This is a genomic window from Fontibacillus forbon, from assembly GCF_046559655.1.
Taxonomy (GTDB): Bacteria; Bacillota; Bacilli; order Paenibacillales; family Paenibacillaceae; genus Fontibacillus.
Window position 1 is genome coordinate 248,351 of the sequence record NZ_JBKGFV010000002.1, and the last position, 24,891, is coordinate 273,241.

28 protein-coding genes are annotated in these 24,891 nt (G+C 49.4%); all 28 read right to left on the minus strand.

Going from position 1 to position 24,891, the window contains the following annotated elements; genetic code table 11:
- Position 1: 1 nt before the first annotated feature.
- Positions 2-1,090, minus strand: a complete 1,089-nt coding sequence (flhB, locus tag ACLB09_RS07830; protein WP_410769241.1) for a flagellar biosynthesis protein FlhB — start codon at positions 1,088-1,090, stop codon at positions 2-4.
- A gap of 17 nt (positions 1,091-1,107) precedes the next feature.
- Positions 1,108-1,896, minus strand: a complete 789-nt coding sequence (fliR, locus tag ACLB09_RS07835; RefSeq protein WP_410769242.1) for a flagellar biosynthetic protein FliR — start codon at positions 1,894-1,896, stop codon at positions 1,108-1,110.
- A gap of 12 nt (positions 1,897-1,908) precedes the next feature.
- The gene (fliQ, locus tag ACLB09_RS07840) at positions 1,909-2,178 is read right to left on the minus strand and encodes a flagellar biosynthesis protein FliQ (RefSeq protein ID WP_410769243.1); all 270 of its coding nucleotides are present in this window, start codon (positions 2,176-2,178) and stop codon (positions 1,909-1,911) included.
- A gap of 66 nt (positions 2,179-2,244) precedes the next feature.
- The gene (gene fliP / locus ACLB09_RS07845; RefSeq protein WP_410769244.1) at positions 2,245-3,009 is read right to left on the minus strand and encodes a flagellar type III secretion system pore protein FliP; all 765 of its coding nucleotides are present in this window, start codon (positions 3,007-3,009) and stop codon (positions 2,245-2,247) included.
- Positions 3,006-3,551: a flagellar biosynthetic protein FliO gene (locus ACLB09_RS07850; RefSeq protein WP_410769245.1), complete on the minus strand. Its 546-nt coding sequence runs from the start codon at positions 3,549-3,551 to the stop codon at positions 3,006-3,008. The genes fliP and ACLB09_RS07850 overlap by 4 nt, the downstream gene beginning before the upstream one ends.
- A gap of 9 nt (positions 3,552-3,560) precedes the next feature.
- Positions 3,561-3,926 (minus strand): response regulator, encoded by a 366-nt coding sequence (locus ACLB09_RS07855; protein ID WP_410769246.1) that lies wholly within the window; start codon positions 3,924-3,926, stop codon positions 3,561-3,563.
- Positions 3,927-3,953: 27 nt separating this feature from the next.
- Entirely contained in the window at positions 3,954-5,201 is a 1,248-nt protein-coding gene (gene fliY / locus ACLB09_RS07860) for a flagellar motor switch phosphatase FliY (protein WP_410769247.1), read from the minus strand.
- A complete protein-coding gene (gene fliM, locus ACLB09_RS07865) occupies positions 5,191-6,189 on the minus strand; it encodes a flagellar motor switch protein FliM (protein ID WP_410769248.1) in 999 nt (332 codons plus the stop codon). The genes fliY and fliM overlap by 11 nt, the downstream gene beginning before the upstream one ends.
- A 40-nt stretch (positions 6,190-6,229) precedes the next feature.
- On the minus strand, positions 6,230-6,703 hold the full coding sequence (locus tag ACLB09_RS07870; protein WP_410769249.1) for a flagellar basal body-associated FliL family protein: 474 nt from the start codon (positions 6,701-6,703) through the stop codon (positions 6,230-6,232).
- Complete coding sequence (locus ACLB09_RS07875; RefSeq protein WP_410769250.1) at positions 6,700-6,924, minus strand: flagellar FlbD family protein; 225 nt, start codon at positions 6,922-6,924, stop codon at positions 6,700-6,702. Before ACLB09_RS07875 ends, ACLB09_RS07870 begins: the two co-directional genes overlap by 4 nt.
- A gap of 58 nt (positions 6,925-6,982) precedes the next feature.
- Positions 6,983-7,804 (minus strand): flagellar basal body rod protein FlgG, encoded by an 822-nt coding sequence (flgG, locus tag ACLB09_RS07880; RefSeq protein ID WP_410769251.1) that lies wholly within the window; start codon positions 7,802-7,804, stop codon positions 6,983-6,985.
- A gap of 93 nt (positions 7,805-7,897) precedes the next feature.
- Positions 7,898-8,281, minus strand: coding sequence for a TIGR02530 family flagellar biosynthesis protein (locus ACLB09_RS07885; RefSeq protein ID WP_410769252.1), 384 nt, complete (start codon positions 8,279-8,281; stop codon positions 7,898-7,900).
- Complete coding sequence (locus tag ACLB09_RS07890) at positions 8,278-8,817, minus strand: flagellar hook assembly protein FlgD (RefSeq protein WP_410769253.1); 540 nt, start codon at positions 8,815-8,817, stop codon at positions 8,278-8,280. Before ACLB09_RS07890 ends, ACLB09_RS07885 begins: the two co-directional genes overlap by 4 nt.
- 18 nt (positions 8,818-8,835) lie before the next feature.
- Positions 8,836-10,248 (minus strand): flagellar hook-length control protein FliK, encoded by a 1,413-nt coding sequence (locus ACLB09_RS07895; RefSeq protein ID WP_410769254.1) that lies wholly within the window; start codon positions 10,246-10,248, stop codon positions 8,836-8,838.
- A gap of 68 nt (positions 10,249-10,316) precedes the next feature.
- Positions 10,317-11,261: a MotE family protein gene (locus ACLB09_RS07900; RefSeq protein ID WP_410769255.1), complete on the minus strand. Its 945-nt coding sequence runs from the start codon at positions 11,259-11,261 to the stop codon at positions 10,317-10,319.
- A 44-nt stretch (positions 11,262-11,305) separates the two neighbouring features.
- Positions 11,306-11,749, minus strand: a complete 444-nt coding sequence (gene fliJ / locus ACLB09_RS07905; RefSeq protein WP_410769256.1) for a flagellar export protein FliJ — start codon at positions 11,747-11,749, stop codon at positions 11,306-11,308.
- Positions 11,750-11,759: 10 nt separating this feature from the next.
- On the minus strand, positions 11,760-13,079 hold the full coding sequence (gene fliI, locus ACLB09_RS07910; protein WP_410769257.1) for a flagellar protein export ATPase FliI: 1,320 nt from the start codon (positions 13,077-13,079) through the stop codon (positions 11,760-11,762).
- Positions 13,066-13,920: a FliH/SctL family protein gene (locus tag ACLB09_RS07915; RefSeq protein ID WP_410769258.1), complete on the minus strand. Its 855-nt coding sequence runs from the start codon at positions 13,918-13,920 to the stop codon at positions 13,066-13,068. Before ACLB09_RS07915 ends, fliI begins: the two co-directional genes overlap by 14 nt.
- On the minus strand, positions 13,913-14,929 hold the full coding sequence (gene fliG / locus ACLB09_RS07920; RefSeq protein ID WP_410769259.1) for a flagellar motor switch protein FliG: 1,017 nt from the start codon (positions 14,927-14,929) through the stop codon (positions 13,913-13,915). The genes ACLB09_RS07915 and fliG overlap by 8 nt, the downstream gene beginning before the upstream one ends.
- Before the next feature lie 11 nt (positions 14,930-14,940).
- Positions 14,941-16,527, minus strand: a complete 1,587-nt coding sequence (gene fliF, locus ACLB09_RS07925; RefSeq protein ID WP_410769260.1) for a flagellar basal-body MS-ring/collar protein FliF — start codon at positions 16,525-16,527, stop codon at positions 14,941-14,943.
- 31 nt (positions 16,528-16,558) lie between these two features.
- Positions 16,559-16,867 (minus strand): flagellar hook-basal body complex protein FliE, encoded by a 309-nt coding sequence (gene fliE, locus ACLB09_RS07930; RefSeq protein WP_410769261.1) that lies wholly within the window; start codon positions 16,865-16,867, stop codon positions 16,559-16,561.
- A 30-nt stretch (positions 16,868-16,897) separates the two neighbouring features.
- Positions 16,898-17,347 (minus strand): flagellar basal body rod protein FlgC, encoded by a 450-nt coding sequence (gene flgC / locus ACLB09_RS07935; RefSeq protein ID WP_410769262.1) that lies wholly within the window; start codon positions 17,345-17,347, stop codon positions 16,898-16,900.
- Positions 17,348-17,353: 6 nt separating this feature from the next.
- Entirely contained in the window at positions 17,354-17,761 is a 408-nt protein-coding gene (flgB, locus tag ACLB09_RS07940; protein ID WP_410769263.1) for a flagellar basal body rod protein FlgB, read from the minus strand.
- 388 nt (positions 17,762-18,149) lie between these two features.
- On the minus strand, positions 18,150-19,556 hold the full coding sequence (gene hslU, locus ACLB09_RS07945; protein WP_410769264.1) for an ATP-dependent protease ATPase subunit HslU: 1,407 nt from the start codon (positions 19,554-19,556) through the stop codon (positions 18,150-18,152).
- A gap of 17 nt (positions 19,557-19,573) precedes the next feature.
- Entirely contained in the window at positions 19,574-20,116 is a 543-nt protein-coding gene (gene hslV, locus ACLB09_RS07950) for an ATP-dependent protease subunit HslV (protein WP_114495891.1), read from the minus strand.
- 81 nt (positions 20,117-20,197) lie between these two features.
- Positions 20,198-21,553, minus strand: a complete 1,356-nt coding sequence (trmFO, locus tag ACLB09_RS07955; RefSeq protein WP_410769265.1) for a methylenetetrahydrofolate--tRNA-(uracil(54)-C(5))-methyltransferase (FADH(2)-oxidizing) TrmFO — start codon at positions 21,551-21,553, stop codon at positions 20,198-20,200.
- On the minus strand, positions 21,553-23,655 hold the full coding sequence (topA, locus tag ACLB09_RS07960) for a type I DNA topoisomerase (RefSeq protein ID WP_410769266.1): 2,103 nt from the start codon (positions 23,653-23,655) through the stop codon (positions 21,553-21,555). The genes trmFO and topA overlap by 1 nt, the downstream gene beginning before the upstream one ends.
- Positions 23,656-23,767: 112 nt before the next feature.
- Positions 23,768-24,856 (minus strand): DNA-processing protein DprA, encoded by a 1,089-nt coding sequence (gene dprA / locus ACLB09_RS07965; RefSeq protein WP_410769267.1) that lies wholly within the window; start codon positions 24,854-24,856, stop codon positions 23,768-23,770.
- Positions 24,857-24,891: the final 35 nt, after the last annotated feature.

Here is a 24,891-nt window from a genome sequence, read left to right on the forward strand (position 1 = left end):
TTTATTTCACCTTTCCTTGCAACCTGTATACATAAGCCAATACTTCGGCAACGGCCTGGAACAGATCGCCGGGGATCATATCCCCGATCTCCGCTCTCTGAAACAATGCCCTTGCCAGCGGCTTGTTTTCGATGGTGACAACGCCGTGCTCCTTGGCGATCTCCTTGATGCGGAGAGCGAGAAAATCCTGGCCTTTAGCCACGACCTGCGGAGCATCCATCTGCGATCCGTCATATTTCAAGGCTACGGCAAAGTGCGTCGGGTTAGTGATGATCACGTCCGCCTTCGGCACCTCCTGCATCATCCGCTGCAGCGCCATGCGCCGCTGTCTTTCCCGGATTTTGCCCTTGATGATCGGGTCGCCTTCCATTTTTTTATACTCGTCTTTGATATCCTGCTTCGACATTTTAAGACTTTTTTCATGCTCGTATTTCTGATAGATGTAATCCAGAACCGCTAATACCAACAATGCGGCTGCAATCTTTATTCCCAGATTCATCGTGACTTCTGAAGTAAAGCGAAACGCCTCTTCCACCGGGATTTGGCCAAGCTTGGCGATATGGCTTCTTGCGTCCCATATGGTCGTATAAACGAGATAACCGATAATGGTCAGCTTTAGCAGGGATTTAAAAAACTCCACGAGCGCATGCATCGAAAATATTTTTTTAAACCCTTTGATCGGATCCAGCTTGCTGAACTTCAATTTGAGCGGATCGCCGGTCAGCAAAAAACCGACTTGTGCGTAGTTGGCGATCACCGCCATCACGACGATGACCAGGAATATCGGGGCAAGCAACATTAGAATCTCTACCGCATAATCCCCCAACATTAACATTACATTTTCTTGAGTTACATTCATCGTCAGCCTGTGGAAAAAAACGTCGCTGAACAGAGAGACCAGTCGCTCTTTAATATAGCCGCCGAAGGCAATCAGGCATAGAAAGGAAGAAAGCAAAATGACCGATCCCGATATGTCCTGGCTCTTGGCAACCTGGCCTTTCTTTCTTGCATCCTGACGTTTCTTGGGCGTCGCTTTCTCCGTCTTTTCTCCGGAAAACAACTGTAAATCCAGTTCAAACCGATACGTCATCAGCGATCACCCCTCCCCTACGTCGGCCGGTTTCCAAGCGTACCGAATAAATTGTGCAGCGCTTGAAACATGACTTCAAAGAGATGTTCGAAAGCAACGATGAAGCCCGGAACCAGAAGGAGCAGCACTACCAGCCCCACAATGATCTTCAAGGGAATGCCAATGACGAACACGTTAAACTGGGGTGCCGTTCGGGCCAGAAAGCCAAGCGCAACGTCTGTCAAAAACAACGCTACGACCAGCGGTGCAGCCATTTGGAAGGCTAGCGTAAACGACTGGCTGAATGTTCTGACCAGAAACTCCGATACGCTTCCCTGATAGATTCTTTGAAATACGTCATTTGATAGAGGCATCCAGTTGTAACTGCGAATCACCGCATCCAGCAAATAATGATGTCCATTAATGCTTAAGAAGACCAGTGTAGCGATAATATACTTAAAGTTACCAAGTACCGGAGCGGAAGCACCGGTCATCGGATCGAGCACGTTTGCCATACCGAATCCGATTTGAATGTCGATAAAAGATCCGGCAGTCAAAATAGCGGAAAAGATCAGATAAGCCACATATCCCATCAACAGCCCGATCAATACCTCTCGAATTATCAGCAAGACGTAACCGAGATCTTGGGGCACTGGCTGATTGATCCCTTGAATCATCAGAATCAATAACGCGACCATGGCGGACATCCCGATTTTGAAACTAGTAGGGACACCGCGAGAAGAAAAAACGGGCGCCACAACAAAAAACGCCGTCATTCGACAAAAAATTAACATAAAGACTGAAATTCCGTGCAGTATGATCTCCATAATTGCGTCGGCCTAACCGATATAATTAGATAGATTGTTTAAAATACCGTAGGTGAAATCAACGAGTGTCGATAGAATCCACGGCCCGAACATCAATAAAGCCAGCAGCACGGCAACGATTTTTGGAACAAAGGCCAGCGTCTGTTCTTGGATCTGGGTAGTAGCTTGAAAGATACTCACGATCAGACCTACAGCCAGACCGATCACCAGCATCGGGGCGCTAACCTTTAAAACGGTATAAACGGCTTGTCCGGCCAAACCGATAATGAATTCCGAACTCATAACCGTCTTCCCCCTCTTTGCGCAAAATAAAAGTAACACTTCCTGATCTTCTATCCGATGCAATCATCAAGTACTAAAGCTGACTAACAGCGATTTGACGATCAAATACCACCCGTCTACCAGCACGAAGAGCAGAATCTTGAACGGCAGTGAAATCATGACCGGAGGCAGCATCATCATCCCCATGGCCATTAGTACGCTGGAAACGACGATGTCGATAATCAAAAATGGAATGAAAATCATAAATCCCATTTGAAACGCGGTCTTGAGTTCACTGATAGCAAACGCCGGAACCATCACCGTAATCGGAATCTCTTCATAGCTTTTCGGCTTTTCCGTTTTGGTATAGCTCATGAACAATTGCAAGTCTTTCGGACGCGTATGCGAATACATGAACTTCTTCATCGGTACAGCCGCTTTGTTCAACGCTTCCGTCTGGGTAATCTCCCCTTTGATATACGGCTGTAGAGCTACCTCATTTATTGTCGAGAGCGTCGGGCTCATGACAAACAGCGTCAGAAAAAGAGCCAAACCGATCAGCACCTGATTGGGAGGCGACGTAGCAGTCCCAAGTGAACTGCGTACGAAACCGAGAACGATAACGATACGGGTAAAACTGGTCATGAGCACGAGAATAGCTGGCGCTATACTTAATACCGTAATTAGCAGAATTAAGGAAAGCGAGCTCGTGCCCCCGCCTGTGCCCGTATCTCCCCCGATCTGAATCCCGATATTCGGGATCGGATCCACAGGTTCAGCGGAAGCCATGGAAACCGCCAAAGCGCTCCATAAAGTAAGCAATAATGTTATGATCAGTACTTTTTTCTTCATGAATCCCTCAACCGATCTGTAGATTGTTCTTCCTGATCCTTAAGCAGTTCCTCCATCTGGCGCTTGCGGTTAGGCATTTTGTTCAACTGGGAATGAAACACCTCGTGAAAGGACTTTCCTTCCAGTTCCTCCGCTTCTCCCGGAGTTTCTTTGCGGAAACGGGAGACGAGACCAGATAGAGCCGTAGCAAACCCGGCAAACTCCGTCCCCTCTTGTTCAAAAGTTTGCTGCAAAAGAACCACTTCTTCCGGATCGGAAATCTTATCGACCAAGGTGATATTTTCACCCACCCCGACAAGGTAGATGTTGTTACCGATTTCGATCACCTGGAGCGACTTGTTCGGCCCAAGGCCGACTGCCCCCATCGTCCGGATCGAGCGACTTTGGGATAGAACTCTATTCTTTTTCCCTAAGAAACGAATTAATAGAATAATCAGAACAATAATTATAGCCAATACGAAGATGACCGTAACCAGGTTACCCCAAAGGTTGACATCCCCGTTATATAACTCGTCGGGTGTGTCCTCAAGTGATAAGGTCATGAGCTTGGCCTACAATCCAAGCGTTTTGTTGATTGCTTCAATAACCCGGTCGGACTGGAACGGTTTTACGATGAAGTCCTTCGCGCCGGCTTGAATAGCATCTATAACCATCGCTTGTTGTCCCATCGCGGAACACATAATGACTTTAGCGTTCGGATCCATTTTCTTGATTTCTTTCAAAGCCGCGATTCCGTCCATTTCAGGCATCGTGATGTCCATGGTGATGAGATCCGGATGCAATTCTTTGAATTTCTCAATCGCTTGCGATCCGTCTTGCGCTTCACCGACAACCTCGAACCCATTTTTCGTTAAAATATCGCGGATCATCATTCTCATAAAAGCTGCATCGTCTACGATTAGAATTCGGTTTGCCATTGATTAAAAATCCTCCCTAAACTTCTACTATTGTAATTTTTGAATGCGGTCCCACTGGCTAACAATATCCGTTACGCGTACACCAAAGTTTTCATCGATGACAACGACTTCACCTTTTGCGATCAATTTGTTGTTCACCAATATGTCCACCGGTTCACCGGCAAGCTTGTCCAACTCGATGATCGAACCTTGTGACATCTCGAGGATATCCTTAATCTGTTTTTGGGTCCTTCCTAATTCTACGGTGACTTTAAGGGGAATGTCCATCAATAAGTTTAAATTATTTGCGTCGGCTTGCCCGAAAGCAGGATTCCCCAAATTCGCAAACTGCACCGGCTGAACATTTACCCCCCGACCAGGCATGCTGCCATAATGCTGCGGCTCGCTGTAAGGCCGTTCTTGAGGCGGATAATAGTACCCCGGAGGCTGTTGCATTGGCGCTCCCATAGGCGGCTGCATAGCCGGCGGAGCTTGATGAGCGGCCATTGGCGGCTGCTGATAAGCAGGTGCAGGCGCTTCGTACGCCGGTGCAGGAGGCTCATAAAATGCGGCAGGAGCTGCAGCGGCCGCCGCTTCTTCCCGGGCCGTCGGCTCGGAAGACGAACCGTTGATCAGACTGTCGACCATTTCTTTGGCGAATTTGACGGTCAACAATTGCATAATTGTCGAATCGATCAAATCCCCGATCGTCAGCCGGAACGAAATTTTGATCAAAATTTCGTCAGGAGGCAGACTCGTTACTCCGCTTCCGTTCGTCATGTTCAAAATATCGATCCCCGGCGGCGAAATATTCACGAACCGGTTAAAGATCGTCGACATCGATGTCGCCGAAGAACCCATCATTTGATTCATCGCTTCCTGAACGGCGCTGATATGAATCTCGTTTAATTCTTCGTCGGACGGATTTCCTTCTCCACCCAGCATCAGATCGGCAATGACCTGAGCATCCCGGGTCTTGATTACAAGTGAATTGACCCCTTCAAAACCGTCGACATACTGAACATGAATGGCGACATGAGGCTTTGGAAATTCGGATTCGAACTGGGAACGTGTGATAATGGAAACTTTCGGTGTAGTAATATCCACCTTTTTGCTAAGCAGGGTCGATAATGCCGTAGCCGCACTTCCAAATGTGATGTTCCCGATTTCGCCCAGAGCGTCCTGCTCCAGCGGTGACAAATAATCGGAAACCGTGGGTTCGGGAGCCGAGTCCATGCTCGTTTGTTTCAGTAGGGCATCTATTTCTTCCTGGGACAAATAATCTTTACTCGTCAAGTTCCTCAACTCCTTCGCTGACAATTTCATCAATTTGAACGGCGACGCGATCTTTCAGCGTACCTGGGCTTCCGATATACTTCAACCGGTCGCCAACCCGGATGGACAAGCCCTCTTGTACGGGTTTGTTCAGGGAAATAACATCGCCTACGGAGAGCTCCAAGAACTCCTGTACAGTAATTTGTGACTCTCCAAGTTCGGCAACGATCGGCAGCTTAGCTTTATTTACGCGGAGCCGTAGAGCGTCAACTTCTTCGGGTACGCGGGATTTTTTCTGGGATACGAACCAATGGTGAACCGACAGTTTCGGCATGATCGGCTCAATTACGACGTGCGGAATACACAGGTTGATCATCCCCGACGTGTCCCCGATTTTTGTGCTCAATGAGATGAGCGCAATCGTTTCGTTAGGCGAAACAATCTGCATAAATTGGGGATTAGTCTCCAACCCTTCCATCCGCGGATTAATGTCGATAACGGTTTTCCAAGCTTCCTGAAGGCTTTCGAAGGCTCTGCTGAAAATGCGTTCCATAATAATCGTCTCGATTTCAGTCAAAGAACCGATTTTGGAAGGAGCTGTGCCTATTCCTCCAAGCAGCCTGTCCAGCATGGCGAAGGCCACATTGGGGTGCACTTCGAGCACCATTCTGCCTTCCAGAGGCTCCGCCTCGAAGATGTTGAGAATCGTCATCTTCGGAATGGACCGGATGAATTCATCGTAAGGAAGTTGTTCGACCTGAACCACATTAATTTGCACAAATGTCCGAAGCTGCGCCGAAAAGTAAGTCGTAAGAAACCGGGCGAAATTCTCGTGAATCCGGGTCAAACTACGGATATGGTCTTTGGAAAACCGTACCGCTCGCTTAAAGTCATAAGCCCGGATCTTTTTCTGCGTCTCTTCTTTCTTTAGTTCCTCGGCATCCATTTCACCCGAAGAGAGCGCCGCCAGCAAGGCATCTATCTCATTTTGCGATAATACATCTACCAAACAATTCACCCCCTTGAAAGAAAGTCTAGATCGATATGTTCTAAATAGTTGTCATAACAAAGTATGTGATATCGATTTGCATCAATTTTCCTTCCGGCAGTGTCTTGTTGATCAGGTTGGTCAATTTGGAACTCAGGTTGTCTTTACCCTTGGCTCCCGTCAAATCTTCCGGCTTCGTATCGGCCAGCGTCTTGATAATAATCGGCTTCACTTTGAAGTCCTTGATTTTATCAAAAGCTTCCTTCGAAGTCTCTTTATCAAGCTGGAAGGCGAAGTTCATTACGACGACATAGTTCGGATCGGACAAGTTCGTCTTGATGTCATCGATCGTCGAAGTAACTTTAACTATTTCATCCGCTGTCAAATGTTTCATTACCGCTTCGCTATTCACGGCAGCTTGTACCTCGCCGCCTCCGGAAGGGGCCTTCATTTGATTAATCAGCAGGAAGGCGGCCAATACGATCAGCGTAATGGAAAGCATAATAGTAATCAGCCATGGTGCCATCTTTTTCATGACAATTCCTCCGTTTGTTGCACTTTAATAGTTGCTGCATGGATACCGATCTCGCTGTAGTAATCCTTAATCATCGCGATCACTTCGGCCGCCTTCTCCAGCACGATAATACGTTTTCCGGTAACCAGGGTTACGTATGTATCGGGCGTTTCTTCCACGGTTTCAATCATTATCGCGTTAAGCCACATTTGAGAACCGTTCAGTTTTGTTACAGAAATCATGTTTCCCCTCCCAAATAGAACGGGGGAAGAAGGTCATCCTCCCCCGCTATCCTTCATCTTAACGCTTCAGGTTAACAACTTCCTGGAGCACTTCATCCGAGGTAGTAATTATACGGGAGTTCGCCTGAAATCCGCGCTGGGCAACGATCATCTCGGTAAATTCCCCGGTCAGATCGACATTGGACATTTCCAGCTGACCGGAAACGATCGCTCCGGTTCCGTCTTCGGCATTGTTAGCCGTCGTCGCAACGAGTTCGCCCTCAGCGTTCGCGTTCAGGGTCATGCGGTACAAATTGCCGCCGATTTTCTCCAAGCCCTCAGGGTTGGAGACTTTGGTTACGCCAATTTGTCCTCCGGGCTCCGTGTCGCCTGTGTTCATTTTCTGAATAATCGTTCCATCCGCAGCGATGGAGAACGCTGTAACGTCTTCCCCGATCGGCTCGAGCGGATCCCCGCCTGCGTCGCAAACGAGCAAACCGTCGGAAGTAACGAGTTGGCGGGCGGCATCCAAGTGGAAGTCACCGGCACGAGTCAGGAAAGCAACTTCTTGATCGGCCGACAGCTTGACCAGGAAAAAGCCGTCGCCGTCGATCCGCAAATCGAGCGGATTGTTGGTCGTCATGGCGCTTCCGCCCGTATGCAGGGTATCGATCGAGCCGATGGATACGCCGAGACCGATTTGTTTCGCATTGATCCCCCCGCTTTCGCCATCTGCCGGAGCCGTAACGCCGGAAACCGTCTGGCTCATGATATCCTTGAACATCACGCGGCCGGATTTGAAACCCACTGTGTTTACGTTAGCAATATTGTTACCGATGACGTCGAGTTTCGTTTGAAACCCGCGCATGCCGGAAACGCCCGAATACATGGATCTTAACATTTCTTACATTCCTCCCTGGAATAGTATCAGTTTAGCCGCCTCAGTCGATCAGCGGCGCTCGAAGGCTTTCCGAATCCGGGCCAGCCATCTGTCTTAAGAAATAATTACGGCGCTATCAATCTGGGTGAATACATTGTCTTTCATGCTGTTGCCGTCCATCGCCGTCACAACCGTACGGTTGTTCACATTGACGATCAGGGCCATATCCTTCATCAAGATGAGCGAATCTTTGGCTCCTTTGGCGGCTGCACTATCGATCGCCGATTCAATCTGGTTTAATTGCTCCGGCTTTAGTTCGATTCCTCGTTGCTCCAACCGCTTCACAGCATGATTGCTGAAGTGCAAAAGTCTGTTTTCAAGCAAGTCTTTAAACGAGTTGCTTTGCGCATCCGCGGTTTTTATATTCCTGGTTTGCGATAAAGCATTAGGCTGAATGCGTCCGGGGTATAAGCTTCCGATACGGATTGGATCGTTCACTGTGCATCAGCTCCCAATCCCGAATCTGACGAGTTGCCGTCTTCAACAGGTTGTTCCGGTTCCGGCTCCGGCTCAGGAGCGTTCTCCACCTGCTCAATCTTGGAAATATCGATCTCTTTATCGCCGACCTTCACATAATGAAGACCGCTGCGCACGATAATGGAATCGACCAAACCGCTTTCCACGGTTTGAATTACTTCAGGCTTTCCTGTACTGATGTCATAATTACCGGTCTTCGTCTCAGCAACCCAACTCACCACTTTACCGATGAGTCCCGAGCTGTTCCCCAGGGATTGGCTCATTGCTTTAAGTTGATCCGAGATATTAACCAGTTGTTCGACAGAAGTAAATTGTGCCATTTGCGCAACCATTTCTTTATTGTCCATGGGAGACAACGGATCCTGATATTGCATCTGGGCCATCATCAGCTTCAAAAAATCGTCTTTACCGAGCTGATTGTCCTTTTTGCTAGCCTTGGCTACATTCTCCGCTGAATAGTTCGGCCACGTCACTCCGGTTGATATAAGATCTGCCACTGTTCATCCTCCCTTCTATTAAGCTCTTGCTACAAAGGAACTGCCGAGCGAAGCTTCGCGTTCTCTGACTCCGGAAATCCATTCGTTCCATTCGTCGTTCAAATCATTAATGGCCAGCAACTCTTCATCGCGAGCCACCTCACGGCGTTTCCCGTTTTGCTGCTGATTCGTGCCGTTCCCCTGCTGACGTCCATCCTGATACATATGGGAAGACAGCGCGGTGTTCTGCGTAACTTCGAGCTTGCCAACCTGAAGACCTTGGGATTGCAAGGCTGATCTTAGCTGCGCCAATTGGGCTTCAAGCGATTCCTTGGCAAAAGCATGCTCGGTCATAAACTGCGCAACCATGTGCCCGTTTTGCATCGTAATCTTCACGTCAACCTGGCCCAAATGATCCGGATAAAGGGAAATTCTAGCTTCGGACACGCCGCCTGCTTTCACGATATCAAGTTTGCTAATCAAGAAGCGGCTCATTTCCTGGCCGAATTTTTCTACCGGAACTTGCGGTGCTGCGGATTTTAATGCCGTAGCCGCACTGTCACGAAGGACGAGTTGTCCAGCGGTCACGATGTTCCCCGATTGCAGCGGATGATCGCTGTCGGAAGACTCGTTTGCGGTATTTCCGGAATCTTCTCCTGTCAAAAGGACCGGCGAAATCGTCACGGGCGTAACTTTAACGGCAGCAATGTCAGTCTTCGCAATCACCGAAACGTTGGGTTGACCCTCTTCCGCTTTTACTTGAACAACTTGTCCGGCTTGGTTTAGGGATAATGCGGTATCATTCTGCTTCGTACCTTGCCAGTTCAACGCTTGAGCTGCCTGTTTACCTGTTAACGGCTTGGCATCGCTGTTCAGGCCTGCCGCCGCCATTAGACTCTGAAGCGACTCCATTAATGCATTCGCTTGAAGCGATTCCATGCCGGAGACAACGGTAGCACCGGATCTGGAAGATGCGGCAAGTTGGAGCAACGCGTCCTGAACGGCAAAGCGTACTGTTTGCGGATGCTCTGCAAGTGCCGGAAGTAAACTTTCGCTCGTTCCGCCGTCAACCGATTGTCCGGTTGCATTATTCTGCAGGAACATGTGCACATTTTGTAACCAGGTTTGGAGCATGGCGAGCAGTTCGGGATTTTCCGTAAGAGCTTCATCCAGCTGGTCCAACTGCTGCAACAAGCCTTGAAGCATAGCATCGAGACTGCCAGTCTCTCCCTCCGGATTCAGCACTTCGCCATTTTCCGTTAATCCGGCCAAAAGCGCCAATTGTGCGGCAAGTTGTCCTTCCTGTGGCTTAACGCCCCCGGTAAGCATGGATATTAGCGTTTGATCGAATGATGCTCCATTTCCTTCACCGGATACGTTCTTACCGCCTGAACCGTACCACAATCCGCCTACAGCAGATCCGGCCGATACATTGGAAAGTGTTTGACTCATTTTCTTTTTCACCTCCTTTCACAAAAGATGGTGCTTCCCCTTATTCGAACGGATTCGAAGTCACTCTATTATTTGCTTACGAGCTGGTTCACGATTTTCACCGACAATTGCTCGTCTTCCTTGGTCATGGCATCCAAAATTTTGGAGCGGGTGGTATCATTCACGGCTTTCAAAATCTTCAAACCCTTTTCCGGGCTGATCTTGTAAGTTTGAATGATCAGCTTCGAGGCGGCTTCCGCAGACATCGAGCCAAAGGTTTGAGCCAACTGGGTTTCGTCCAATGCTGCCCCTGATGCTTGGGCAGGCGTCTCTTCCGCGGCTTCTTTCTTGAGTCTGGATTGCAATGCGGCAATTGCCAGATCCTCCGCCGGTTTCGCGTCCTTAAGCAGGATCGAGATATCGGCTGCTTTTTGCGGGTCCATTTTCTCCAAAATGGCTACCTTGCTCTCATTACTCATCACACTGAACATCTGCAGCGTTTCGTCGGTCGTCAGCTTATCAAAGATCGCAGCCGCTTTGCTCGGGCTCATTTCGGAGTAAATCTGCGCCAGCTTTTTGACTTCTTTCTGATATGCGGCTTGTTCCTCAGCCTCTTTCTCATCGGTTGCTTTCTGCTGGGCAGCCTCAAGCTGCGCTTCCAGATCTTTTACTTTGCTGTCGTTTTCGGTAACCTGCTTGTTCGCTTCTTGCAACTCCGCTTCCTGCTTGGCCACTTGCTCTTTCAACTGATCCAAGGTAGCTTTTGTGCTCTCTTGCTGTTTTTTCTCCTCGGCTTCTTTGTTCTCCGCCTTTTTCTTTTGTGCTTCCGTCAATTCCGGATCCGGAATGATCTTGTTAATAAACGGGATTTTGTTCCCGATATCTAACATCGTGTTCTTGAAACTTGGACTGAACAACGTCAGAAGCACAGCCAGCAAAACGACAGTAAACAAAATCGGGGTCATAAAGAATAGAAACCTGGAGAAGCCTCCTCCCGACTCCTCCAATTCCTCGTCCAGTTCTGTCCGTGCCATTTTCATTCCTCCTTCGCAAACCCATTCTAAGCGCCCTGACTCCTTTAACGGGCTCTCATGGCGAACCGGACCGTAGCCATCTCATCCAGTTCGTTTTGTTCCCGAAGAAGCATCTCATGCTGATATTTTTCCTTCGCCTTCTCTTTTGCTTTCAGCCATACTTTTTCGTCAAGCATCTTGCCGTTGAGTACAACTTTTTTGTTGTCCACATTCACTTCCGCCCGATGCACATCCCCCATTTTCCGGTTGATGCTTTGCTCGAGATAATCCATATACCGCTGCAACTCCTGCAGTTTGATCATCGAAGCCTTGTTCTCCATCTCGGTCTGAAGCGCAAAGTATGTTCTGGACCGTTCCTCCAGCAGCTGTTCCAAAGAATACTGCTCTGCCTGGAGTATGCCGACCGCCGCCGAAAGCATCCACTCGGCTTGGGTCTTCTCATTGGTCTTCAAGTCCACGACTTTCTGATAGACGTAACGGAATCTCATCCTTTACCTGTCATCTCCTCGCAAATTCGGAAATTAATTGTTCCTGTGCTTCGGGCAACGTTACTTTTTCATTAACTTTCTGTCTGGAAAAGCCCCAAATGCTTTGAATGTAGCCGATCGCCTCGTCAATTTCGGCATTGGATCCTTGCTGATAAGCACCGATATTAATGAGATCTTCGGAGTCTTTATAAACCGCGAGCAGACGCTTTAAATTTTCGGCGGCATCGTTCTGTTCATCTGTGACGATGTCCTTCATTACGCGGCTGATGCTGGCAAGAATATCGATCGCGGGGAAATGCCCCTTATTCGCAATGTTCCGGTTCAGCACGATATGTCCGTCAAGTATCCCCCGGACTGCGTCAGCAATCGGTTCATTCATATCGTCGCCGTCAACCAGCACGGTATAAAAAGCGGTAATCGAACCGGTCGGTCCGGTTCCTGCCCGTTCCATCAGCTTCGGCAGCGCCGCAAACACGGACGGGGTATATCCCCGCATCGCCGGTGGCTCGCCGACCGCGAGGCCTACTTCCCGCAGCGCCATCGCATACCGGGTGACCGAATCCATCATGAGCATGACATTAAGGCCTCTGTCCCGGAAATATTCCGCGATCGTAGTAGCGATAAGCGCCCCTTTCATCCGGATCAGGGCGGGCTGGTCGGAAGTCGCTACAATGACTACCGAGCGCTCCAACCCTTCCGGGCCGAGGTCGCGTTCGATAAAGTCAAGTACTTCGCGTCCGCGTTCTCCCACCAAGGCGATCACGTTGACGTCCGCCGCCGTATTGCGTGCGATCATGCCCATCAGCGTACTCTTCCCAACCCCGGAACCGGCAAAAATACCGACCCGTTGTCCTTTGCCGATCGTAAGCAGTCCGTCGATCGCCCTTACGCCGATGCTGATCGGCTCGGCCACGCGAGGTCTGTTTAAGGGATTCATCGGCTTGTTAGTCGTGGAATAGTGCCCCATACGCGACGGAAGCACCGAGCCGTCCAGCGGCTGACCCAAACCGTCCAGGACTTTGCCCAACAGCTCCGAGCCCACCTGAACGGTCAAGGGCTTCCCGGTCCCTACGACGTCGCAGCCCGGACCGATCGAAGTCAATTCTCCAAGCGGCATCAACAGCACTTTGTTATCGCGAAAACCGACGACCTCCGCCAGCAGCGGCTGGGATGATTTGCTCGGATAAATGTAACAGACATCGCCGACGCTGGCATCCGGCCCTTCGGATTCCACCATCAGGCCAATAACCTGAGTCACCTTGCCATTAATCCGAACCGGATCCAATTGCTGAAGATGATCGATATAACGGCTTGAATCAATGCTCGCCATCCGACACTCCCCGTTCTTCGGTCTGCCGTGAAATTCGCAGCAGTTCCTTTTTGATCTCCGTCAATTGGGTATCGATTCTGGCATCCACACTTCCGAAAGAAGAACGGATTACGCAGCCGCGGTCCTGTACCGACGGATCGGGAAGGATTTGCAATTCGGCCTGAGAGTCGATCACCAGGCTGAGTTCTTCCCTCGCCGCCTGTACGAACGCAAACTGGGACGGTGCCACGCACAGGGTCAAAACTCCCTGCTCCCTCTTACGGGACAAGCTCTGTTTAATCAGTTCAACCGTGTAATCCGGTTCGAGGTCAAGTTGTTTGTCGATCACTTTCTCGGCTATAGCACAACTCAGATCCACCAGAAACGGCTCCGCTTCCTGAATAATCCGTTCTTTCTCCAGATAAGCTTGTTCGAGAACGGAACTCGCTTCCGCCATCATTTCCTCGATTTTTGCCTGAAGCGCCTGCTCGGCCTGCTGCTTTCCTTCCTCGTAGCCCTCATTGAACGCTTCGGATTTAACGGCTTCCACGAGATGCTCATCCTGCTCTCTTCGTTCATTCCACCAGGCTTCGATTTGCTCCCTGGCTTCCGCCAGAAGTTGTTCGGCCTGCTCCGAAGCGGCTCTTACCTGGCTTTCGGCAAATTCCTTGGCATCGGAAAGCATTTGTTGCCTGGCTTCTTCGGCAGCTGCGTCTTGGAGTGATCGGGATTCATCCCGAACCTCCTCCGGAAATTCATCATCTGATCGCGGTTCCTCATAAGTCTCATACGTTTTGGCCAAATTGAGCTGTTTTAGAATGTCTACCGGCACGTACTGGGATACTTTGATCAAATTAGACAATAATGTCATCTCCTCCGCCGCGGGCGATTATAATCTCTCCGGCATCTTCCAATCTGCGGATGGTAGCTACGATACGGGTCTGAGCTTCTTCCACGTCACGCAGCCGCACAGGACCCATAAATTCCATTTCTTCCTTGAAGGTATCGGACATCCGCTTCGACATATTGCGGAAGACCGCTTCGCGGACTTCTTCGCTTGCCACTTTGAGGGCAAGCTGCAAATCCGCATTTTCGATATCGCGAATGATCCGTTGAATGGAACGGTTGTCGATGTTGACGATATCTTCGAACACAAACATCCGTTTCTTGATCTCTTCCGCCAGTTCCGGATCCTGAATTTCCAGCGAATCCAGAATGGTTCTTTCCGTTCCCCGGTCGACGCCGTTCAAAATTTGAACGATCGCTTCGATACCGCCGGCGCTCGTATAATCCTGAGTTACAGTAGCGGACAGCTTCTGTTCCAGCACCCGCTCCACCTGGGAGACTACTTCCGGCGATGTGCTGTCCATGACAGCGATTCTTCTCGCCACTTCCGCCTGTTTCTCCTGCGGAAGGGAGGAGAGGATCACGGCCGCTTGCTCGAACTGGAGATATGACAACACGAGTGCGATGGTTTGCGCGTTCTCGTTTTGAATAAAGTTCAGAATCTGATTCGGATCCGCTTTGCGGGCAAAATCGAACGGTCTTACCTGTAAAGTCGCTGTCAAGCGATTGATAATATCGATCGCTTTGGATTGGCCCAGCGCCTTCTCCAAAATCTCCTTGGCGTAAGTAATACCGCCTTGCGTGATATACTCCTGGGCAAGACAGATCTGGTGAAACTCCGCCATGATCATTTCTTTCTCCGTGCTGTCCACTTTACGCACGTTGGCGATCTCAAGCGTAAGCTGCTCGATTTCCTCTTCGCGCAAATGCTTGAATATTTGGGCCGAAACTTCCGGCCCCAGTGTAATCAACAAAATTGCCGCTTTTTGTCTTCCGCTTAATCCCTGGGAATTTGTTTTTGACAATGCGTTCACCTCTATTCGTCAGCCAGCCAGGTGCGAAGCAAGTTGACGAATTCGTCCGGCTTCTTCTTGGCCAGCGTCTCCAGCTGTTTGCGCACTTGGTTCTCGTTTGTGACGGTTTCCAAATTGATAGAAGGAAACTCCGGCGTAAGCGGCATCGGGATTTCTTCTTCCACCTCTTCCTTCTTGCCTTTGCGGCGAATCAGCAGGAAAATGATGCCTGCAACGGCCAGCAATGCAACGGCTCCGACTCCCCATACCAACGGGCTGGAAAGGCTCAAACCGGAAGTTTTTGTCTCCGTACTATGAAAAGCTTGAGAGAAGACAGAAACTTTCTTCTCTAAATCTGCGTCTGTATAAGTAGTACCTGAATCGGCCAGATACGATCCGACAATATTGGTGAGGATGTTCTCGATTGCCGTCTGAGTCGCCTGATCTAAAGTTTGTTGACCGTCAGGTGGTTCAACTGCCACATTAATGGTTAAATCTTTTATGACATAGGGACTGGCCACAATGTCCTTGGTAATTCGGTTGACTTCAAAATTAATCGTGGATGACGATTCCTCCGACGACGAACCGCCGCTTTGCGTGTCGGTTCCAGGATAATTGGATACGTCGGTATCGCCGGTACCCGCTACGCCACTATCTGGAGTTCCTTCGCCGGTGTAGCTCTTTTGGATTTTTTGCGCGCTGATTTCGATACCTTTCATATTTTCGGTATCCACTGGCGTTACCAAGTTTTCTTTCTGGCTTATCTGGTCAAAATTAAGCTTGGAAGTAACCAATACTTCAACTTTGTCCTGACCCATCAATCTTGCCAGAAACTGTCTAACGCTTTGCTTTACGTCGCTCTCGAATTTTTTCTGAAGAGCCATATTCTCCTGAACGGCCGTAGTCAGCGATCCGATTTGACCGCCTTGCCCTGTAGGCAACAACACGGTGTCATCGCTGGAAGACAACGAGATGTTTTCCACCGGCAAATTCGGTACGGAAGTCTTAACGAGATTGAAGTATCCGTCAATCGCTTCCTGATTCGGACGATATCCCGGTTTGAACGTCACCACGACGGAAGCTGAAGCCTTTTCCTGTTCGTCCGGACTTGCAAATACATTTTCCGCCGGAAGATTGATTAGCACCTTCGCATCATTAACCCCTTGCATTCTCTTCAGGAGCTGTTCAATCTCACCGTTTAAGGCGCTTTTGTATTTAACGTTAAATTCATTGTCGGTCATGCCGATCAGTGATGAACTTTCATTAAATGAATCCCATCCGATGGAACCGTTTTGAACGATCCCTTGGGAGCCGACATCGACTTTGACACGGGATGCTTCTTTACTTGGAACCGAAATGCTTGTCCCGTCCGGGCCAAGTTTGTATGGAATTTTGGCCGATTCCAGGTGGTTTATAATTCCGGCAGCATCCGTGGAATCCAGATTCGTGAAGGCAACCTCGTATTCGGTTTTTGAGAATTGAATCGTAAGCAGGATCACGGCCACCAAAATGATGGCAATCGTAGAAATCAATAAAGTTTTTTGTTTCTTGCTGAAATGGTTCCAGTACCCGGTCAATTTGCCCCGATACTGGGCAATTCTCTCATTCACAACGTCACCTCATCCGAAGCATGCTTTTTTATTAAATTTGCGTACGCATTATCTCTTGGTAAGCTTCTATCACTTTGTTTCTTACTTGCGTAGTCAACTGCAAACTTAACATGGCTTGCTCCGAGGCGATCATCACCTGGTCCGCGCTTACTTCACCAAGCAGAAATTTGTTATTCATCGTTCCAACGTTTTTTTCCTGAGCAGCCACTCCGTTTATTGCGTCCGTTAAAAAGGAACTGAATTCCTTGATAGACTCCGCAGGGGTGGGAGCAATCGGGCTGTTGGGCGTTACAACCGAGTCTACCGATTTTAAAGTATTAAAGTTCATTGCCTGAATCAAAGATCAACACTCCTAACTCCTAATGAGATTCTATTTTCCGATTTGCAGTGCCTTCGTCATCATAGCCTTGGAGGCATTCAATGCGGTAACGTTAGCTTCATAGGAACGCGAAGCCGAAATGACATCCACCATCTCTTTCAACACATCCACATTCGGCATATAAACATATCCTTCGCTATCCGCATCAGGATGAGTGGGATTGTATACCGGCTTAAACGGAGCAGTATCTTCCTTGATTTGTGTAACTTTAACCCCTTGGCTGGCCGAACCGTTGCCGAGTGCCGAATCCAGGGCTTGACCAAATTCGGTTTTCATAGGAGCCATTACTACCATTTTGCGGCGGTACGGAACAGCTTTGCCGTCTACAACCTGTGCTCTTGTCGTTTCTGCGTTGGCGATGTTCGAGGAGATAACATCCATCCGGAGACGCTGAGCAGTCAATGCGGAAGCACTGATACTGAAACTGTTACTGATCTTCAAAATTATTTATCTCCCTTCCACAGCGGTGCGCTTCATTTTAATCTGATAATTGATTTGTTCTATGTAGGCATTGTAGCGAAGCTGGTTTTCGGCCAATTGCGTCATCTCGCTGTCAATATCCACATTGTTCAGGTTGTTGTTTATCACGGTGGATTGGTCCGTCAGAACCGAAGGTGCCGGGATTTGGGACGAAATACCTATTTGAAAATGCTTTCCGTTTGTCCGGCGTCCTTCCAATGTCAATGTGGAACCGTTCATCTCATTTTGCAAAAGGCTTTCAAATGCTACACTCGATCGTTTGAAATAAGGGGTGTCATTATTTGCTATATTATTGGCAAGAACCCCCTGCCTGAGATTGGCTGCCTGTACTGCCGATTCCAGCCGCTGGAATCCGATACCATTCAATAATTGCATTTCTCTGCCCCCCTAAAAACGGATAAAAATTCTAAATCTACGTATTCAACAACCTCAGAAACAATTCCTCTTTTTTCGACAAAAATCTCGTTTTCATGTCTTTCAAACGTCCTAATGTAGAATAAAAGTATAGAATGTCATATATCCTAAGTTTCGTGGAGATTGCATTTTATTACAATAAGAAAAAAGCACTATCTTTGACGAATTTAGCGATATTTTTTGCACTTTTTGAAATTTTTTCAATTTTTTCGAGCGATCTCGACAAATTTTAAAATTCTATAATTTCAAGTATATTAGTAGGAATAACGACAAAAGACCGTAAAACCCGACGATCCATGGGTCTTACGGCCTCGAAAATACTTAAAGTGAAAGATTGAACAGGTCCCGATTACAAAATATACTGACTTAAATCACGGTCCTTGGCGATATCCCCTAGCTTTTCACGTACATATTCGGGAGTTATCGTCATTTTTTCCAGGGTCAGCTCGGGGGCTTCAAAAGACAAATCCTCCAATAGCTTCTCCAAAATCGTATGAAGTCGTCTCGCTCCGATGTTTTCGGTGTTGGCATTTACGCTGGCCGCGATGGCCGCGATTTCCCGGATAGCTTCAGGTGAGAATTCGATCTCAATATTTTCAGTGCGCAACAACTCCGTATATTGTTTGGTTAGCGCGTTTTGAGGTTCCGTCAATATCGAGACGAAATCCTCTAGCGACAAACTGCCCAGTTCCACACGAATCGGAAAACGGCCCTGAAGTTCCGGAATGAGATCCGACGGCTTGGCGACATGAAAAGCGCCGGCGGCAATAAAAAGAATATAGTCTGTTTTAACGGGCCCGTATTTGGTCATCACCGTAGAACCTTCCACAATCGGCAGAATGTCGCGTTGCACGCCTTCGCGGGATACATCCGGGCCGGAGCCTTGACCTTTGCTCGCCACCTTATCGATTTCATCGATAAAAATGATGCCGGTCTGTTCTGCGCGTTCAACCGCTTCTTGCGTAAGATCATCCTGATCGATCAACTTGGAAGCTTCCTCTTGGGTCAGCACCTTCCGGGCTTCCTTGACGGAAAGCTTTCTTCTCTTTGTCCGTCGCGGGAGCAGGCTTCCGAACATTTCCTGCATATTCATGCCCATCTGGTCATTACCTTGCCCGGCAAACATATCCATCATCGTCGGCGAGTTATCCTCTACATCGACTTCGACGGTTTCGTTCTCCAGTTGCCCCGCCAGCAATTTAAAACGAACCTGACGACGACGCTCGGTCAAGTTGCTGTCTTCATCGGTCGATTCCTGCGAAGTTTTGTTTTCATTTGAATTCTGATTTCCGAACAGCATTTCGAACGGATTGCGGGAGCTTTTGGATTTGTTTTCCGAGGGAACGAGGATTTGTACCAGCCGTTCATTTGCCAGTTCCTCCGCCTTGTCCTTCACTTTCTCCGTACGCTCCAGCTTGACGGTGCGGATGGCGATCTCGACGAGATCTCTCACCATCGACTCCACGTCTCTTCCCACATAACCAACCTCGGTAAACTTGGTTGCCTCTACTTTAATAAATGGGGCGCCTACCAATTTGGCCAGACGGCGCGCAATTTCCGTTTTGCCCACACCTGTTGGACCGATCATCAAAATGTTTTTCGGTACGATTTCATCCTGGACCTCTTCGCTGAGCAAACTGCGCCGATAGCGGTTGCGGAGCGCCACGGCGACAGATTTCTTCGCCTGCTTCTGCCCAACGATATACTTATCCAACTCGGCTACAATTTGTCTCGGCGTTAAATTCCCGTTTGACATGACTTCGCCCCCTCCGATCACAATTCTTCAACAATAATGTTGCTGTTGGTATATACGCAGATTTCGGACGCAACCTGAAGCGCTTCGCGTGCAATGTCCTTGGCTTCCAGCTGTACCGCATGGCGTTTGAGCGCTCTCGCGGCCGACAGCGCGAAGTTCCCGCCGGATCCGATAGCCAGTACGTCGTCATCCGGCTCAATTATTTCTCCACCGCCTGATATGAGCAGCATGCCGGAATGATCCATGACGATCATTAGTGCCTCCAGCTTGCGGAGCACACGGTCCGAGCGCCACTCTTTAGCCAGCTCTACAGCCGCTCTTTGAAGATTGCCATGATGTTCCTCCAGCTTGCCTTCGAACTTTTCAAACAAGGTGATGGCATCCGCCACCGAACCCGCAAAACCGGCCAGCACCTGGCCTCTGTATAATCTGCGTACCTTCTTCGCTGTCTGCTTCATAACGACGCTCTCGCCGAACGTAACCTGTCCATCCCCGGCGATCGCTCCCTTGCCGTTATGACGGACGGCACAAATGGTGGTGGCATGAAAACTAGGAACCATGGATACCGCTTCCTTCCTTCTGTTTTTCCTCTAGCATGATGATTTTAGACTACCTTTAATATGTTATGTCTTCGCCTCGAACTATAGCCCCTTGCTGTCAATAAAAGAGCGCAAACTGTCCAGCGCCCGATTGGCAAGCGCTTCATTCTTCTCGGCCTTTTTACGGTACCGGGTATCCAGTTTTGGAAACAAACCGAAGTTGGCGTTCATCGGCTGAAAATGCTCAAAATCAGCCGTGGTGATATAACGCGCCATACTGCCGAGCGTCGTGTCTTCCGGGAAGACAATGCCTTCTTTATCCGCATAAGCGAGGGCAGCGTTGATTCCTGCGATCAATCCGGAGGCGGCCGATTCAACGTAGCCTTCCACTCCGGTCATCTGCCCGGCAAAAAAGAGCGTAGGGCGCTCCTTCAATTGATAAGTCGGTTGCATCAATTTCGGTGAATTGATAAAAGTATTGCGGTGCATAACGCCGTAGCGTACAAATTCCGCTTGCTCAAGCCCGGGAATCATGGAGAAGACCCGTTTTTGTTCTCCCCACTTCAAATGGGTCTGAAAACCCACCAGATTGTACAGCGTTCCCGCTGCATTATCCTGGCGCAATTGCACAACCGCATGCGGCAATGTACCCGTATGTGGATTGATCAGCCCTACAGGCTTCATAGGACCGAATAGCGCCGTTTGCTTGCCCCGGCGCATCATGATTTCGATGGGCATGCATCCCTCGAAATAAACTTCTTTTTCAAACTCTTTAAGTTGGGCTACCTCGGCCGTAATCAACGCCTCATAGAAAGCGTCGAATTCCTGTTCCGTCATCGGACAGTTGAGATAAGCAGCCTCCCCCTTGTCATAACGGGAAGCCAGATAGACCTTATCCATGTCGATCGAGTCCTTCTCCACAATCGGAGCGGCCGCATCGTAGAAATAAAAATAATCTTCTCCGGTCAAGTTGCGAATTTGCTCCGATAATGCCGGAGAAGTCAATGGTCCGGTCGCGATAATGACGATACCTTCCTGCGGAATTTCGGTGATTTCTTCATTTACTACCTCTACAAGCGGGTGTTCATGAAGAGTCTTCGTAATTTCGCCGGAAAAGCCGTCCCGGTCGACGGCAAGTGCTCCCCCGGCTGGCACGGCATTGCGGTCGGCTGATCCAAGAACAAGCGAATTGAGCATCCGCATTTCTTCCTTCAGCACTCCGACCGCGTTTGTAAGGCCATTCGCACGCAGCGAGTTGCTGCAAACGAGTTCGGCGAACTTGTCGGTGTGATGGGCCGGTGTCTTCACCACCGGACGCATTTCGTATAATGTCACGGGAACCCCCCGGCTCGCGAGCTGCCAGGCAGCTTCACTGCCGGCCAGCCCCGCGCCGATGACGGTTACCCTGTTCTTCTCTGTCACTCTAAATCCCCCCACATCGTGCTGTTCATTACTCATTATTCAACTGCCGATTCGTCATCCTGTTCCTCGATTTGCTCTACAAAATCGCAGGCGGTACACTGCAATTTACCGCCCTGCTTGTTCCGTTTCTCCACAACGAGGGATCCGCATTTCGGACAAGGTTTCGGCGAAGGCTTATCCCAGGATACGAAATCGCAATCCGGGTAACGGTCGCAGCCGTAGAATACTCTGCCCTTCTTGCTGCGGCGTTCCACTACATGGCCTTCCTTGCACTTAGGGCAGGTTACGCCGATATCCTTGATGATCGGCTTGGTATTGCGGCAGTCGGGAAATCCCGAGCAAGCCAAGAATTTCCCGAACCGACCAAGCTTATACACCAGCGGTTTGCCGCATTTCTCACAAATTTCATCGGAAACCTCATCCGCGATTTCGATTTCCTTCATCTCTTCTTCAGCGACTTCCAAACGCTTCTCGAAAGTTTCATAGAAATCGCCAAGTACTCTAACCCAATCCTCGGAGCCCTCCTCCACATGGTCGAGATCATCTTCCATATGGGCGGTAAATTCCACATCGAGAATCTCCGGGAAGAACTGTTCCATTTGCTCAATGATCAGCTCGCCAAGCTCGGTTGGCATGAATTTCTTCTCTTCGATCGCCACGTAGCCACGTTTCTGGATCGTTTCCAGAGTCGGAGCATAAGTACTTGGACGTCCGATGCCGAGCTCCTCCAGCGTCTTCACCAAACGGGCTTCGGTATATCTTGGCGGCGGTTGGGTAAAATGCTGCTTTGGTTCGATTTCTTCCATTTTAAGCTGGTCCCCCGAATGCAGGGGAGGCAGGAATTTATTGTCATCAATTGTACCGTCATCGTTACCTTCCACATACACCTTCATAAATCCGGGGAACCGGATTTTAGAACCTACCGCACGGAAAACAGCGTCCCCTGCGGTGATGTCAACGGACATTGTGTCCAACACTGCCGATGCCATCTGACTGGCCATAAAACGCTCCCAAACCAGCTTGTATAAACGATACTGATCCCGGCTCGTGAACGCCTTGACCGATTCGGGATCCCGCAGGGCGGAGGTAGGACGGATCGCTTCGTGCGCGTCCTGGGCTCCTGCCGCCTTTTTCGAATATTGGCGCGGTGCTTCAGGCACGAAGTCCCCACCGAACTTCTCGGCGATATATTCTTTGGCTTCATCCTGAGCCGAGGAAGCAATGCGGGTTGAGTCCGTACGCATATAAGTGATTAATCCGACCGTGCCTTCTTTTCCAAGATCCACGCCTTCATAAAGCTGCTGGGCGACGGACATTGTTTTGGCGGCGCGGAAATTCAGCTTACGTGCCGCTTCCTGCTGCAAAGAGCTCGTCGTGAACGGAGCGGCCGGATGGCGAAGCCGTTCCTTCTCTTTCACATCGGCTACTTTAAATTCGGCGTTTTCAATCGACTTTAATATTTCTTTGACCTGAGTCTCGTTCCCGAGTTCCAGCTTCTCGCCTTTGTATTGATGGAACTTGGCCTCAAAGAGGTTGTCCCCGGTCAATAATTTAGCCGTAATGCTCCAGTATTCCTCGGGAATGAACGCAGAAATTTCGTTTTCCCGATCCAATATGATCTTGACCGCGACCGATTGAACCCGGCCGGCGGACAATCCTTTTTTCACCTTTTTCCACAGCAGCGGGCTGATTTTATAACCTACCAGACGGTCCAGAATCCGTCTTGCCTGCTGAGCGTTCACCAGATCCATATTGATCTTGCGCGGTGTTTTAAAGGCATCCTTCACGGCCTGCTTCGTGATTTCATTAAATACCACGCGGCAGGTTTCTGTCTGGTCCACATCCAGGACATGGGCCAAATGCCAGGCTATCGCTTCTCCTTCGCGATCGGGGTCAGCCGCCAGATAAATTTTCTTAACTTTTTTGCTGGCATCCTTTAATTCCTTTAAAACTGAACCCTTCCCACGGATCGTTATATACTTCGGATTGAAGTCGTTCTCTACTTCAACCCCCATTTGACTTTTGGGCAAATCGCGAACATGACCCATTGAAGCCTTTACGATGTATTTGCTCCCTAAGTATTTGCCAATCGTTTTCGCCTTGGCAGGCGACTCCACGATGACGAGTGAATCCGCCACAGGTTCATCCTCCTCTCAAACAGTCCAGTACTTATTCATCATTAAAATCAGGGCTTCCCCTGGGTAAATAGTATATAGTCTTCGTTTCATGCCACTCTCGGTTAGGAATGGACTATATAATCTTATAAACAGAACCAGGTAATTGAACTACCTCTTTTTTCATGATTAAAGATAACAGAACTGAATGTAAAAGTCCAAAATCCCATCCGGACTCATTCATTAACCCTTCAAAAGTGGAGTTCCCCTGCTCCAACATATGGTATATGTGCCGCTCCTCTATTGTCAACTCGTTTCTGGACGGCTCCGGTTTAATTGAAGTTGAAATACTAGATAGCAAGTGCTCGTATTCTTCCAAAATATCGCCCGGCTCTGTTACGATCTTTGCGCCTTGCTTAAGCAGCCCCAGCGTCCCGCGGCTCTTAGGCGAAGTAATCGGGCCCGGAACGGCGAACACATCCCGGCTTTCCTCCAGCGCCAGGTCCGCAGTAATCAGCGAGCCGCTGCGGACATCCGCCTCAACGACGACCGTTCCGCGCGTGAGGCCTGCAATAATCCGATTTCGCTGGGGAAACATGCCCGGATGTCCTTTCGTGCCTATCGGATACTCAGACACGATCAGGCCGGATTCTGCAATTCTTCGATAGAGGGCAACATGCTCCCGGGGGTAAACCTCGTCAATGGCTGTACCCAGCACCGCGACCGTGGACCCGCCTGCATTCAACGCCGCTTCGTGACAAATGCCGTCTATGCCCCGCGCCATCCCGCTGACGATAGTAACTCCGCGGGAGCATAGCGCTTCCGTCAGCCACTCTCCGATTTTGCGTCCGTATGCGGTCGGAACCCTTGTCCCGACCATTGCCAGCGAGACGCCGGCAAGCAAACTTCTGTTGCCAAGCGTGTACAATACCCAGGGAGGTTTTGCCGTTTCCTTCATTAATATAGGATACGATTCATCCAGACAGGTCACCGGGAAAATCCCCTTCTTGTGCATCAGTTCCATGCGTTCCTCAATCCAGCTTGACGTAAAGCGTTCTGCCATCCGTAAAGCCATTTCCGCCTCCAGTCCGTATTCCATCCAATCCGAAGCGGAGAACTCGAGCGCACGCCCCCATTCCCCGTTCGATGAAACAATATCCGAAATTCTTTTCCAACCCAGCCCCGGACTCTCCTGAAGCCCAATAAGAATACAACGTTTGTCCATCGTCCTCCCCCATTCCCTGTTCGGCCTGGGAATAA